We start from the raw sequence: 13,884 nt of genomic DNA, 5'->3' as shown, positions 1-13,884 counted from the left end.
ATGGCCACGATTACCAACGACACAACCACGCTCGAACGCTTCTTCGGCATCCGCGCGGCGGGTTCGCGCACGAAGACCGAGATTGTTGCGGGCATCACGACCTTTCTCACGGCGATGTACATCATCGTCGTCAACCCCGGGATCCTGTCTCAGGCCGGCGTGCCCTTTCCGGCAGCGCTCACAGCCACCGTGATCGTCAGTTTCCTCGGCAGTTGCGCGATGGGCCTCTACGCGCGCAACCCGGTGCTCGTCGCGCCCGGCATGGGCATGAACGCGCTGTTCGCGTTCGTGATGGTTCACGCCGGCAAGATGCCCTGGCAGACGGCGCTCGGCTGCGTGTTCTGGTCCGGGGTGATCTTCGCGGTGCTTGCGGCGTTCAACGCACGCAAGCTGGTTGTCGATGCGATTCCGGCGAATCTGCGTCATGCGGTGTCCTGTGGCATCGGATTGTTTATCAGCCTGATCGGGCTGGTTAACGCGAAGTTTGTTGTCAGCGATCCGGTGACGATCGTGCATTCGGCGTCGCTGAATCCGGTGGTGATCACGTTCCTCATCGGTCTCGCGGTGACTACCATCCTGGTCGCGCGGCGCGTGACCGGCGCACTGATGCTCGGCATCATTTTCACGACCGTGATAGCCATTCCCATCGGCCGCTTCTGGGGCGACGGCACCGCTTACTGGCCAGCCGCCATTGCCACCAAAACGCTGGTGAACTGGAACGGTTTGTTCTCGGCGCCGGACTTTTCGGCGGTCGGCCAACTCGACCTGCTCGGCTCGCTGAAGCTGATCTACTGGCCGTTTATTTTCGTGATGCTGTTCACGTCTTTCTTCGACGCCCTCTCCACCTTCATGGCGATCTCGGAAGCCGGCAAGCTCTACGATAAAGACGGCAACCCGCGCAACATCCGCCAGTCGATGATGGTCGATTCGTTCGCCGCGCTGGTCTCCGCACCGCTCGGCACGAGCCCGGCGAATGCGTACATAGAATCGGCGGCGGGCATTTCCGCGGGCGGCCGCACAGGGCTGGTCGCGGTGGTCGCCGGCTTGTGTTTCCTGCCCTTCCTGTTCCTCTCGCCGCTGCTCTCGCTGGTGCCGGCCATTGCGACCGCGCCCGCGCTGGTGCTCGTCGGCGTGTTCATGATGGAGTCGATCACGCAGATCGAATGGAGCCGTTTCGACGAGGCCATTCCCGCCTTCCTCGCAATGATCCTGATCCCGCTGACGTATTCGATCACCGACGGCATTGCGTACGGTTTCCTCGCATTTGTCGTGATCAAGTCGTGCACTGGCCGCAGAAAAGAAATCAAGCCGGCGATGTGGATTGTCGCCGCGCTGTCGTTGCTGTTGTTGACACAGCTATAAGGGCGTTGACCCGCTTTACTGGAGACGTTTCACCCATGACTCAGACCGCTTACCGCGCACAGCTACTCACTTTCCGCGACGACCCCGCTTTTTCCGACGACAACGCGGTGTACGAAACCGACGGCCTGTTGCTGGTGGAAGATGACCGCGTGGTGGCGGCCGGCGCGTATGCGGCGTTGCGTGCCGCCATTGCGCCCGATGCAATCCTGAAGGACCTGCGGGACAAACTGATCGTGCCGGGTTTCATCGACTCGCACATTCACTATCCGCAGACCGACATGATCGCCTCTCCTGCGCCGGGTCTGTTGCCATGGCTGAACACGTACACGTTTCCGACCGAGCGCAAGTTCGAAGACCCGGCGTACGCACGTGAGACGGCGGGCTTTTTCATCGATGAACTGCTGGCTTGCGGCACAACCACAGCGCTTGTGTACTGCACGGTCCACAAGCAATCCGCCGATGCCTTCTTCAGCGAAAGCGAGTCGCGCAACCTGCGCATGATCGCGGGCAAGGTGCTGATGGATCGCAATTGCCCGGAGTATCTGCGTGACACAGCCCAATCGGGCTATGACGACAGCGCCGAACTTATCGCACGCTGGCATGGCCGTGGACGGCAGGAGTACGCGCTGACGCCGCGCTTTGCGCCAACCTCAACCGAAGCACAACTCGAAGCGTGCGCCGTGCTCGCACGCCAGCATCAGGATGTGTATATCCAGAGCCACGTTGCAGAAAACACCGATGAAATCAAATGGGTCGAAAGCCTGTTTCCGGGGCATCGCAGCTATCTGGATATCTACGATCACTACGACTTGCTGCGTGAGCGCGCGGTGTACGGCCATTGCATCTATCTCGACGATGCTGACCGTCAGCGCATGGCTGAAACCGGCGCGGTGGCGTCGCATTGCCCGACGTCGAACCTGTTCCTCGGCAGCGGTTTGTTCGACATAGAAAAGGCCGGCGCCGCGAAGATGCCGGTGGCGCTTGCAACCGACGTAGGCGGCGGCACGACGTTTTCGATGCTGCAAACCATGGGCGAAGCACACAAGATCGCGCGTCTGACGGGCCATCATCTGACCGCGGCGCGGATGTTCTGGCTCGCGACTACGGGCGCGGCTCAAGTGCTCGACATGTCGGACCGCGTCGGAACGTTGAAGCCCGGCAGCGAGGCTGATTTCGTCGTGCTGGACCCCGCCGGCACACCCCTGCTTGCGCGCCGGACGACGCGGGCGGAATCGCTGGAAGAACTGCTGTTCGCGTTCGCGATGCTCGGCGACGACCGCGCGGTGTTCGAGACGTATGCGGCGGGAAAATGTGTGCATCGGAGAGAGACGCGGCGCGGGACGGTGCCCGAGTTGGCCGCGGCTTGAGGGATTGCGGTTCGCTTGTCCTTCGCTATCCGGGTTGGTCGGAGCACGTTGGCTCCAGCCTGAGCGGACCGTGGCGCTACGGGCGTTCCATACGAACAATTCGAGCGCGCCGGGTAAATTCGGCGTGCTCGTTGCCTTCACCGCTGACGCCCGCTTGCGTGCCTTGATTTCGCTCGATTATCCTTGTTGACGGGGCGGGTTCAACTGCCTCTCACACTCGCTCCCACAGTTGATCTCAATTCCGCTGAAGATTATTCACCCGCTAATTTCACTGTGAACGGAGCGGAACGCACTTCCCGCAGCGCCCCGCCAGACGGGCTCTAAGCTCTTGTTTAAGCACACTTTCCAGCTTCCGGCTAAAGTTTAGGCTTTTGGCGACGCCGTGTGCGTGCTCACGTCGCGTCCTCCACGGACGCATGGATTGAAATAAATAAACAAACAAAGAAACAAAGAAACATGAAGTCACTCGTACAAGCCGTCCGCATCGGCTTATTCATATTTATTGGAGCATTGTCCACGCAGGCTTCGGCCTATGCACTGGACTCCCAGCTCGATTGCAAATCGACCGCGCATGCGTTCATCGCGCCGCTTCAGGAAAACCACACGATAGAAACCACGCCCATGCGCGTGGAATCGAATTCGATCAACGCTTTTAAACCAACCAACGGCAGTCATCTCACCGCGTTCGATTTCGGCGTGTTCGCGGTAGTTGGGTATCAGAAGAATGACGCGATTTTCAAGCAGGGCAGCGGCGAACCGATCGCAGATTCGGCTTATGGCGCCGTCGTGATAGGCGGGGAAGACTCGGTCAAGGAAAAAGTCCGCGCGGCCGGCAGCGACGCTGTTATTCGCCACGTCGCGCCCTTTATCACCGCGATTTTCTGCAACAACGACTGATCTGCGTCAGTTAGTTTGCGTCGCAAGGTCAAAGGCCGCGCCAATATCGGTTGGCGCGGCCTTTGGGTGATTCAGCAAACGCTTGAAGCAGGATCAGCGCGCGTCTAGCGTCCGATATGGGTTTGCAACCGGCGACGCACGTCTTCCGGCGTGATCGACGGGCGCGGCAGATCGTCCGGCGTGCCGGTATTGATCGACAGCCGCGCGAAACGTACCCCGTCGATGTCCTTCGCGTCGAACAGCTGGTCGATGATCGTAAGGTCATCGCCATCCAGCGCCAGCGCGTACCCGCACGCCGAAGCGATCCGCGCGAACTCGACACCTTGCGACACCGTCGCCTGACCGCCAGTCGACTCGTGCGCGCCGTTATCCAGCAGCAAGTGCGTGAGGTTGGCCGGGCCATAAGCGCCGAGCGTGGCGAACACGCCCATGCGCATCAGCGCGGCGCCGTCGCCGTCGAGCGCCACCACGTTCAGGTCAGGGCGCGACAACGCCAGGCCGAGCGCCATGGGCGTCACGCATCCCATTGATCCAACCAGGTACAGCTGGTTCTCGCGGTCATCGATAGCGTAAAGCTCCCGACCGCAAAATCCCGTCGATGCCAGCACGACCGTCGACTCTTTCGGTGTGTGCGCAATCACGCGCCGCAGCGCGTCGTGACGGGACACCCGTTCGCCCGTGCCTGCGAACGGCTGAACCTCGGCGCGCTCGTTCAATGCGCGTTGACGCACACCGCTCAAGCCCTTCTTGTTCAACTTGTACGGCGCGACACTGCCCTTCTGCATCACCAGCGCATACGGGCGCCCGGTGCTGTCCATATGCGCGGTTGCGCGATCGAGCGCGGGGCCGATTGCATCGGCTTCGGTCGGGAACAGCTCCCAGGCAATCTCCATGGTGTCGAGCATGGCCGGCGTGACCGGTCCCATCAGCGCGTGCTGAGGTTCATCGGCGACGCCCGGCTGACCGCGCCACGTGACGATCAGCAATTGCGGCAGCCTGAACGTCCACGTGAGCGAGGTCAGCGGGCTCACCGCGTTGCCGAGCCCGGAGTTCTGCATCATCGCAATACCGCGACGCGCCTTGAACGCACCCGATGCGCCAAGCGCCACGCCCGCGATCAACGCAACGGCGTCGCCCTCATTCGCCGCCGACACGTAATTCAGCGACTCGTCCTGCAGCACGTAGTTGATGAACGGCGTCAGGTACGAGCACGGCACGCCCGCGTACCAGTCGAAACCCCGCTCGCGCGCGGCTTCGACAAATTGTGCAGCTTCAATCACGCGCCAGCCTCCAAGGAGCCCGAGCCGTTCGATCCGTACGGCGCTTGTCCGTGGGCGAAATCGCCGGCCTGACGCAACTCGTCGAGGTCGTTCACGCCACGCCAGTGACCGTGCACGTACTGCACTTCGATCTTCTCGTCCGCGGCCACCAGCGCGTTGAGCAGCGCGGCCATGTCGAGCTTGTCGAAGTCATCGCGTTCCTGCAGTTTTTCGAGCATGGCGACAAGCCGTTCACGGCCCTCGCCGCGTACGTTGAGCAGGCCCATCCAGCGGCCCTGCGGTGTCTTCGAATTTGCCGGACCGGCCGAACTGGTTACGCTTTCCAGCCAGACCTTCTGTCCGAACAACGCGCGATCGTCAGCGGTCGAGCAGTACGCGAAGTCCGTCGACGCCCCGCCGGCTGCCGGCGTCTGCGACGAATCCACGACCACGCAGAAGTCGCTGTCCGACTCCACCAGATCGCGAAGAATGTAGCTGCGGAACAAGAGGTCGCCATAGGAGATCACGGTGTCGGCGGTAAACGACTTCGCCGCGCATGCCAGCGACGCCAGTTCGCCCGTTTGCTCGTGCTTCTCGTTCACCACCAGCCGGATCCCCGATGTATCGATGGCGTCAGCCCGATAACCGCCCACCACCGTAATGTCGTTGATACCTTCTTTCTTGAACGCTTCGACCAGACGGCGCAAGAGCGGCTTGCCCGCGATCGGCAGCATGACCTTGGGTTTATCGGCGGTAACGGCTTCCAGCCCGGCACCCCGGCTGGCCGCGAGCACGACGGCATTGCGCGATGCGCTCGCCGACGACAGATACACGCTCTCAGCGGCCGAATATTCCTCGGCGTCCTGGAGACGGAAGATTTCGTTCACCGTCGCCACGCGATCTTCCACGTTCACGAGCGTCTCGCTGCTGTGGATTTCCTTCGCGATCGCCTGCATGGTCGACGCCGCGCCGCGCAGTAAATGGTTCGCCCAGATCACCGTGCTGATGCCCGCCTTGCGGAACACATCGGTTGGCGTGCTGTAGTACTTGGTCGGCACGATCACGAGCGGGCCGCGGCCGGCCCATTCGCGCGCGAACGTGAGGATTTCGTCCGGCTTCGAGAGCTTGCTGTGAATCAGGATGGCGTCCGCACCGGCCTGGCGATAAGCCTCCGCGCGCTTCAACGCTTCTTCCATGCCCCAGCCCGCGATCAACGCTTCCACGCGCGCCACGATGGAGAAATTCGGATCGCTCTGCGAGTCCTTGCCCGCCTTGATCTTGCCGCAGAATTCGTCCATCTCGGCGAGCGGCTGACGCTCGCCGTTGAGAAAACTATTGGTCTTCGGAAACTGCTTGTCTTCAATGCAGACGCCGGCAATGCCGCGTTGCTCCAGCTTTTTCACCAGCCGGCGCACGTTGTTGAAGTTGCCGTAGCCGGTGTCGCCATCCAGCAGGATAGGCAGGTCGCTCGCGTCCGCCATGAACTCGAGCGTGTCGACCACCTGGGTCCAGCTCGCTTCGTTGTTATCACGTACGCCGAACTGCGCGGAGATCGTGAGACCCGATCCCCAAATTGCCTTGAAACCGGCTTCCTTCACAATGCGCGCGGACAAGCCGTTATGCGCTTCCATCAGGAATTCGAGCTGATTGCTCTGCAGCATCTCGCGCAGGCGAAGGCTGCGGGCATAGGCAGCGGGTAGTTGATACGGTGCGTTCATCGTAGAGCTCCTGCAAGCTGACGCAGTTGCGGCAAGACTTCGTCGGCCGCGCGTTTAACGTCGTTCTGAAAATCGATTTCTATCCACGGCGCGCCGGTTACGTCGGCCACCTCGAATACCTGGCTGCGTTCCAGCAGCAAATCACGCACGGCCTCCTCGTGCGGCAAGTTGGCACGGCCCGTCGCGACATAACCCGCGACGAGTTCGGCCAGACGCCGCGCCGCGGTTTCGTCGAAGCGGAAAAAGCCGACTGATTCGCCGATCACATCGAATTGCAGGTCCGCCAGCACTTGCTTGCGCAACTCCACCGGCACGCCGTTCGCGACACAAAGCTTCACCGGTTCATCGCCGGCTTCGAAGTCACGGTCGATCAACAACCGGTTCACCGGTCCCGCGCCCGCCACCAGCGGGTCGAGAATGCGTTCGTCGTAGAGCACGTCGGCGTCCATCAGCAGCACGTCGCCGCCGCGGGTCAGCGCTTCGGCCGCCGTATGCACGGACAGCACGCTGCCGAGCGAAAACTCGCGGTTCACGACCACTTCCGTATGCGGTTTCCAGTCGATCGCGGCGAGTTCCGCTTCCACCTGTTCATGCTTGAAGCCGAGCACAAAGACGATTTCATCAACGCCGGCCGTCTTCAGCAGTTGGAGATGGCGTTCGAGCAGCGACGACTCGCCGAAACGCAGCAGGCACTTCGGCTGTTGCTGCCCTTCCGGCTGAACGAGACGCAAACCCATCCCGGCGGCAAGAATAATTGCGCGCATGTTGATCCTGTCGGTGATGCTTTATTCGATTTCCGGCACGCGCGCGAGACGACGGCGCTGCCAGCCCTTTTCAGCGAAATGCAGATAAACGATACCCGGCAGGCCGAGCAGCAACTCCCGCGCGCGCTTGGCTAACGAAAGCGCGAGCGCGGCCTCCGGCGGCAAGCCGATCAGGCGCGCGAGCAGCAAATAGCCGCCCTCCTGGACGCCGAGCGAACCGGGAATGGCGAATGCCGCGCCCCGAATAGCCTGGCCGAGACTTTCCAGCATCAGCGCTTCGCCCCAGCCAACCGGCGAGCCCAGCAAATGCAGCGCAAGCCACACCTCGCCGGTACCCACGATCCAGCCCAGCAAACTCAATGCGAAACTGACCGCGACCGGTCCTGGCTTTTTGTAGAGATCGACCACGGCGGTATCCACCGCTTCGGCGCGCGACACCAGCGACGACCAGTCGCGCTTCTTTGAAAACCGGGCGGCAAATTGCGAAGCGAAACGCGTCGCGCGGGCGAACAAACCCTTGCGCTGCGCGAAAAAAAACCCGACCACCATCAGGGAGCACACCACGATCACGATCAGCACCGGCAGCAGCATGCCCACACCCGACGCGTAGCTGCTAAGCAACGCGAGGCCGATCATGGCGAAGATCATTTGCCCGACAGATTGCATCGTCGTGCTGACGGTGATGACCGCAGCAGCGTCGCGCGCCCGCATGCCGCGCTGTGACAGATAGCGCACCATCAGCATGGGCCCGCCGATCTGCCCCGCCGGCATCAGGCTGTTCACCGACTCACCGGTCCAGCGCGCGAGCAGCGCGTCGCGGAAGCTCACATCGCGTTCATGGCGGGGAAAGAGCGTTTCGATAGCCAGCGCGTCGATCACGACGGGCAGCAGGTGGAACGCCGCCACCGCGAGCAGGCCCCAGCCTGCAGCCGCGAGCGCGGTCGCGACGGAACCGAAGCCCTGCCAGCTCAGCAGCGCGATGAACAACACCACGCCGAGCGACAGGAGGACCGTTCCGGCGCGGCTCATGCGGCGCCGTTCTTCCCGCCTTTGCGGCGGAAAACCTGCCCGAAGCCGAAGTACGCGATCGAGTCCTTCATGTTCGAGATGAAACGCTGCCACGGCCGCATGTTCGGATTCGTGACGTACTCGAATGTCAGCGACACGCGGAATTCATTCGCGCGAGCCGGCGTGATGCGATGACGCAGCTTGTCGCCATCGAAGAAAACGAGGCCGCCCGGGGGGATTTGCACCGAACCCGGCTGGTCGGGAATCTCCGGCGTACGGGTATGCAGCTCGTACTCGAGACGGCACGACGAGTCGTCCATTACGCCCAGCAGCAGCGTGTAGCGGCGCCCTTCGTAGTACGACGTATCGTAGTGCCAGCCAATATGGTCACCCGCCTTTGTATAGAAATACAGCGCGTACGCGTGCGGATCGTCGGCGGGCGACTCCTGCAGCGTGTCGCCGCTGATTTTCTCCAGCCAGCTGAGCAGCGCCGGCGACCGGTACAACTCGGCAATGAACGGCGCGAGTTCGTCGATCGCGTGCCTGCTCACGCTGCCGCCCTGCTTGTGTCCCGGCAGGTAATTGCGGTTGATGGCGGGCGTGACGGCGTGGACGGCCGCGACCAGCTTCTCGGTGAATTCGCGCGGCAGAAAGTCGTCCAGGTACAGGAAGGCACCTTGGGTTTCGAACGTTTCGTGCAGCTTCGCGGTCTGGCGCTCAGGAGACAGGTGCTGGAGATGCGCGGCGAGGGTTTCGTCGGGAGCGTGAAGGCTCTTGCGCTCAGCGGACTTGCCGCCAACCGCACGGGGGGATAAGGAATCGACCGATGAATTCATTGAACAGCCTGCAAATCTTGACCGTCGGCGTCTTTGGCACGCGCCGTGGCCTGGGCGAAACACCGGAGCGCGCGCTGATAGTCCACGACAACCCACACGGCAAACAGCGGAGCGCCAATGGAGGCGGCCACCAGGAACGGTGTCATGCCGTTGAGCAGCGTCACCACCGGCAGCAGATACAAGACGTCTTCGGTCTCGAAACCCGCCATGGCGGCCTGCTTCGTGCCGCTCTTGCCCGCCATTGACTCAATCCGCATCCGCAGGAAGAAGATCAGCGCGACGGCGACGCCCGCAATCCCGCCAAGCCACTCAGCCGGCACGATCATGGACGGATGATGCACGCTCACATAGAACCCGAGACCGACGAACAGCAGCACAGTCACCACCGAATCGCACGCGAGGTCGTAAAAATGACCGATTTTGCTCGATTGCCCGCTGATTCGCGCGAGCTCGCCGTCGGTGTGGTCGACGAAATTGGAGAGCGCGATCAGCAAAGCACCCAAACTGCACAACCAGAAGCTGCCGCCCGACAGGTAATAAGCGCCGGCAATGCCAATCAGCAAGCGCAGCGTGGTCAGGTGATTCGGTGTAATCGGGGTGCTGACGAGCGGTGTAACGAGCCGCCGGGCGAGCCGCGCATCCCAGGTTGCGGGCTCGGGAAGCGTATGGGATTGGGCGTTGCGGGGTTTGTTCATCTTCGAAATATATCTCGTTTCGAATTTAATTGCATATCAGGGCACTGTGCCACACGCCTGTAAGAATGCTGTTTTTTGTCCGGAATCCGAGTGTTTTCGCAAACCGAAACGGAGGCAGCGACCGGATCAGTCTGCCGGCCTTCGTAACGGTAAATATTTCTTGACTTGGTGCGGAGGCCGAGTCAGCTCGCCGGCTACTGCACAGGTACCGGTGCCGGAACAGGCGCCGGGGCGGCGGCCTTCTCGTTCGTCCCTACTGCAACCGGGGCTTCATTCCCGGCACCGCCCGTCTTGTCGAGCGGAATCTTCACTGTGCGCACCGTGCCGTTGCCCAGCGGAAAGTCCGCGAGCGCGCTGCGGATCAGATAAGGCATGGCCCGGACCAGCGACGATTCGCCGCCTGAATTGCTCGCCGTCACTTTGTACACTTCGCGCCCGCTCTCACGTTCGGTCATGCGGATCCGCAGCGAGTGGACGAAGATCAGATAGCTTTGGTCGACATACCCCGTCGGCCCCATGTCCCACCCTCCCCACGGCCCCCACCCTTCATATCCGCCCCAGCCGTAAGGCCGGCCGTACCAGCCGCCGTACATGGGCCACGGATCGTAGTAGACGGGCTGCCGCACCGTGACCATGTCGCCGCGGATCGAATAGGACAATTCCACGCGATAGTTCGCGCTGGCGTCGGGAACCTGCTTGAACGAATGGGTGGCAAGCTCGTTCGCGGCGAGCACTTCGTACGTCTTCTGTTCAATGCTGTTTTGCTGCTGCGCCGAGCGCACGAACGCGTAGGTCCGCGTGGCGTCGGTCCCGGACCAGTCAGAGAACGCCGCGACCTGCGTCTGAACGTAGGTGGTACACCCTCCGAGCAACGCGAAACCCGCTATCAGCGTCACGCGCACCGCACCCTTCCACTCCCCGCGCAACCGTCCCAACGTCATGGCCGACCTCATTTGTCTTGTTGATTTTCTTTGCGATGTTGTTTGTGAAACAGCAACCATGAAGTGTTGCATGCACTGCACGAAAACTGCCTGATTCCACTTGTTTAGAGACCGTCGCAGTCCATTGAAGTTCGGGAAACAGGCCATTCGGCCGACCCCGAATCGAGCACACGATCCCGCGAGCCTTTGTACAATGATCCGACACCAGGCCGCCTGGAAAGCAAAGGCACCCGCTCAACTCAATCAGAACCGCCATGTCCAACTCGACTGCACCTGCCGTAATCCGCCGCGCCGACTACACGCCGCCCGCATTCCTGATTGACACCGTCGCGCTCGAATTCGACCTCGTCCCCGAACGCACGGTGGTTCGCAACACCATGCGGCTGCGCCGCAATCCGGACGCCGCGCCTGCGGCCACCATGGAATTGATGGGCGAGCATATGGAGTTCATCGGCGCAACGCTGGACGGGCGCCCGCATGCGGATGTCCGCGTAACTGAGAACGGTTTGTCGGTGAGCAATATTCCCGACGCGTTTGAACTGACTCTGGAAAGCGCGTGCAATCCGGGTGAGAACACCAGCTTGTCGGGCCTGTATGTATCCGGAGGCAATTTCTTTACGCAATGCGAGGCCGAAGGCTTCCGGCGCATCACGTATTTCCTTGACCGCCCCGATGTCATGGCCACGTACACGGTCACGCTGCGGGCGGACAGGGCAGAGTACCCGGTGCTGTTGTCGAACGGCAACCTGATCGAAGAAGGTGATCTGGAAGACGGCCGGCACTTCGCACGCTGGGAAGACCCGTTCAAGAAACCAAGCTACCTGTTCGCGCTGGTGGCCGGCAAGCTGGTCAAGCTCGAGCAGCGCATGAAGACCGGCTCGGGCAAGGAAAAGCTGCTGCAGGTCTGGGTGGAACCCCACGATCTCGACAAGACCCAGCACGCCATGGATTCGCTGGTTCATTCCATCGAATGGGACGAACGCCGCTTTGGGCTTGAGCTCGACCTGGACCGCTTCATGATTGTCGCCGTGAGCGACTTCAACATGGGTGCGATGGAAAACAAGGGCTTGAACATCTTCAACACGAAGTACGTGCTCGCGAATCCTGAAACAGCTACGGACGTGGATTTCAGCAACATTGAAGCCGTGGTCGGCCATGAGTACTTCCACAACTGGACGGGCAACCGCGTGACCTGCCGCGACTGGTTCCAGTTGAGTCTGAAGGAAGGCCTGACCGTGTTCCGCGACCAGGAATTTTCCGCCGACATGGCCGCCGGGCTGGAACCCGGCGCGGCCAGCGACGCGGCGCGCGCAACCAAACGCATTGACGACGTCCGGGTGCTGCGCCAGATGCAGTTCGCCGAGGACGCAGGTCCGATGGCGCACCCGGTGCGTCCGGAAAGCTACGTGGAGATCAACAATTTCTACACGATGACCGTCTATGAAAAAGGCTCGGAAGTCGTGCGCATGTATCAGACGCTGCTCGGCCGCGACGGCTTCCGGCGCGGCATGGACCTGTATTTCCAGCGCCACGATGGCCAGGCCGTCACTTGCGACGACTTCCGCCACGCAATGGCTGACGCGAACGGCCGCGACCTGGCGCAATTCGAGCGCTGGTACAGCCAGGCCGGCACGCCCCGGATCACGGTAAGCACGCGCTACGACGCCGCCACGAAGCGTTATGCGCTGACGCTCACGCAAGGCTATGGCGAGGCATCGGAGGCGGCGCGCGCGACCCAGAAGGGGCCGCTGCTGATTCCCTTCTCGGTCGGCCTGATCGGCAAGAGCGGCGCCGACTCGCCGCTGAAACTTGAAGGCGAGAAAGAGGCACAAGGCACCACGCGCGTTCTGGAATTCACGGAACAGGAACAAACCTTTACGTTCACCGACGTCGCTGAAGAGCCGTTGCCTTCGTTGTTGCGCAATTTCTCGGCGCCGGTCGTGGTGGACTACGACTACACCAACGAAGAACTGGCCTTCCTGCTTGCTCACGACAGCGATCCGTTCAACCGGTGGGAAGCCGGGCAGCGCCTTGCCACGCGCGAACTGCTCGCGCTGGCGGATCGGGCATCGAAGGGTGAGGAGCTGACGCTCGACGACCAGGTGGTGTCCGCGTTTGCCCAGGTACTAGACGACAGCACGCTTACCCCGGCATTCCAGGAACTGGCGCTGATGTTGCCGTCCGAGGGATATCTCGCAGAACAGATGGCGGTGTCGGACCCCGCCGCCGTCCACGCGGCTCGCGTGTTCGTCAGCCGCCGCCTCGCCACGGGCCTGCGCGACCGGTGGCTCGCCGTGTACGAAGCGAATCGCACACCGGGCGAATATCGCGCGACGCCGGACGACGCCGGCAAGCGCGGCCTGAAGAATCTCGCCCTCGCCTACCTGAGCCAACTCGACGACCCCACCCGCGCCATCGAACTGGCGAGCGCCCAGTACGAAGCCGCGAACAACATGACCGACCGGTCGGCTGCGTTGTCCGCGCTGCTGACGGCGGGCGCGTCAGGTTCGGTCGATACCACCCTCGCCAACGCGGCGCTCAGCGACTTCTACCAACGCTTCGAGAAAGAACCGCTTGTCATCGACAAATGGTTCGCGCTGCAGGCCACGCAACGCGGCGGACCGAAGCGCAATGTGCTCGACATCGTGCGCAGGCTGATGGAACACCCGGCGTTCACGTTGAAAAATCCGAATCGCGCCCGCTCGCTGATCTTCAGCTTCTGCGGCGCGAACCCGGCGCAATTCCACGCCGCCGACGGTTCCGGGTACGCGTTCTGGGCCGAACAGGTTGTTGCGCTCGACGCAATGAATCCCCAGGTGGCTGCACGCCTCGCGCGCACGCTCGAGCAATGGCGCCGGTACACGCCGGCCTTGAGCGAGAAGGCGCACGCGGCGCTGGAACAGGTGGCGTCGAAAGTTAAATCGCGCGATGTGCGCGAGATCGTGGAAAAAGCGCTGGGCTGAGGGTTCAATCGTTGGTCCCGGTTGACGGAAACCGGCGCTGCGGCGCCGGTTTTTTTATGCGAAGACGCCTCGAA

The 13,884-nt window shown here is 62.1% G+C and carries 11 protein-coding genes; 4 read left to right on the top strand and 7 right to left on the bottom strand.

Annotated elements, in window-relative coordinates:
- The 3 genes from AWB69_RS30615 to AWB69_RS30605 all read left to right on the top strand — a co-directional run bounded on the left by AWB69_RS30615 (position 1) and on the right by AWB69_RS30605 (position 3,626).
- On the top strand, positions 1–1,362 hold the full coding sequence (locus tag AWB69_RS30615; protein ID WP_062090562.1) for an NCS2 family permease: 1,362 nt from the start codon (positions 1–3) through the stop codon (positions 1,360–1,362).
- A 35-nt stretch (positions 1,363–1,397) separates the two neighbouring features.
- A complete protein-coding gene (gene guaD, locus AWB69_RS30610; RefSeq protein ID WP_062090561.1) occupies positions 1,398–2,729 on the top strand; it encodes a guanine deaminase in 1,332 nt (443 codons plus the stop codon).
- Between the two features lie 456 nt (positions 2,730–3,185).
- Entirely contained in the window at positions 3,186–3,626 is a 441-nt protein-coding gene (locus tag AWB69_RS30605) for a hypothetical protein (protein ID WP_062090560.1), read from the top strand.
- A gap of 104 nt (positions 3,627–3,730) precedes the next feature.
- On the opposite strand, the gene aepY is transcribed toward AWB69_RS30605, so the two are convergent.
- The 7 genes from aepY to AWB69_RS30570 form a co-directional block, all read right to left on the bottom strand.
- Positions 3,731–4,906: a phosphonopyruvate decarboxylase gene (gene aepY, locus AWB69_RS30600; RefSeq protein WP_062090559.1), complete on the bottom strand. Its 1,176-nt coding sequence runs from the start codon at positions 4,904–4,906 to the stop codon at positions 3,731–3,733.
- Positions 4,903–6,603, bottom strand: a complete 1,701-nt coding sequence (gene aepX / locus AWB69_RS30595; RefSeq protein WP_062090558.1) for a phosphoenolpyruvate mutase — start codon at positions 6,601–6,603, stop codon at positions 4,903–4,905. Before aepX ends, aepY begins: the two co-directional genes overlap by 4 nt.
- Positions 6,600–7,367 (bottom strand): phosphocholine cytidylyltransferase family protein, encoded by a 768-nt coding sequence (locus AWB69_RS30590; RefSeq protein ID WP_062090557.1) that lies wholly within the window; start codon positions 7,365–7,367, stop codon positions 6,600–6,602. Before AWB69_RS30590 ends, aepX begins: the two co-directional genes overlap by 4 nt.
- Positions 7,368–7,388: 21 nt before the next feature.
- On the bottom strand, positions 7,389–8,396 hold the full coding sequence (locus tag AWB69_RS30585; RefSeq protein WP_062090556.1) for a flippase-like domain-containing protein: 1,008 nt from the start codon (positions 8,394–8,396) through the stop codon (positions 7,389–7,391).
- A complete protein-coding gene (locus tag AWB69_RS30580; RefSeq protein WP_062890664.1) occupies positions 8,393–9,211 on the bottom strand; it encodes a HalD/BesD family halogenase in 819 nt (272 codons plus the stop codon). Before AWB69_RS30580 ends, AWB69_RS30585 begins: the two co-directional genes overlap by 4 nt.
- Entirely contained in the window at positions 9,208–9,906 is a 699-nt protein-coding gene (locus AWB69_RS30575; protein ID WP_062090555.1) for a CDP-alcohol phosphatidyltransferase family protein, read from the bottom strand. Before AWB69_RS30575 ends, AWB69_RS30580 begins: the two co-directional genes overlap by 4 nt.
- 194 nt (positions 9,907–10,100) lie before the next feature.
- Positions 10,101–10,847: a DUF4136 domain-containing protein gene (locus AWB69_RS30570; protein ID WP_082913653.1), complete on the bottom strand. Its 747-nt coding sequence runs from the start codon at positions 10,845–10,847 to the stop codon at positions 10,101–10,103.
- A 254-nt stretch (positions 10,848–11,101) separates the two neighbouring features.
- Here AWB69_RS30570 and pepN point away from each other — a divergent pair, with 254 nt between their 5' ends.
- Positions 11,102–13,810, top strand: a complete 2,709-nt coding sequence (pepN, locus tag AWB69_RS30565; RefSeq protein ID WP_062090554.1) for an aminopeptidase N — start codon at positions 11,102–11,104, stop codon at positions 13,808–13,810.
- The last annotated feature ends 74 nt before the right edge of the window (positions 13,811–13,884 follow it).

This window comes from Caballeronia udeis (assembly GCF_001544555.2).
In the GTDB taxonomy this organism is placed as follows: Bacteria; Pseudomonadota; Gammaproteobacteria; order Burkholderiales; family Burkholderiaceae; genus Caballeronia; species Caballeronia udeis.
Note: the sequence above shows the minus strand (reverse complement) of the source record. Positions and strands in the feature narration are given on the sequence as shown.

Bases quoted from the DNA above. Each gene is read 5' to 3' on its own strand.
- aepX (WP_062090558.1), bottom strand. From the start codon at position 6,603: ATGAACGCACCGTATCAACTACCCGCTGCCTATGCCCGCAGCCTTCGC.
- AWB69_RS30590 (WP_062090557.1), bottom strand. From the start codon at position 7,367: ATGCGCGCAATTATTCTTGCCGCCGGGATGGGTTTGCGTCTCGTTCAG.
- AWB69_RS30605 (WP_062090560.1), top strand. From the start codon at position 3,186: ATGAAGTCACTCGTACAAGCCGTCCGCATCGGCTTATTCATATTTATT.
- AWB69_RS30580 (WP_062890664.1), bottom strand. From the start codon at position 9,211: ATGAATTCATCGGTCGATTCCTTATCCCCCCGTGCGGTTGGCGGCAAG.
- guaD (WP_062090561.1), top strand. From the start codon at position 1,398: ATGACTCAGACCGCTTACCGCGCACAGCTACTCACTTTCCGCGACGAC.
- AWB69_RS30575 (WP_062090555.1), bottom strand. From the start codon at position 9,906: ATGAACAAACCCCGCAACGCCCAATCCCATACGCTTCCCGAGCCCGCA.
- AWB69_RS30570 (WP_082913653.1), bottom strand. From the start codon at position 10,847: ATGACGTTGGGACGGTTGCGCGGGGAGTGGAAGGGTGCGGTGCGCGTG.
- pepN (WP_062090554.1), top strand. From the start codon at position 11,102: ATGTCCAACTCGACTGCACCTGCCGTAATCCGCCGCGCCGACTACACG.
- AWB69_RS30615 (WP_062090562.1), top strand. From the start codon at position 1: ATGGCCACGATTACCAACGACACAACCACGCTCGAACGCTTCTTCGGC.
- AWB69_RS30585 (WP_062090556.1), bottom strand. From the start codon at position 8,396: ATGAGCCGCGCCGGAACGGTCCTCCTGTCGCTCGGCGTGGTGTTGTTC.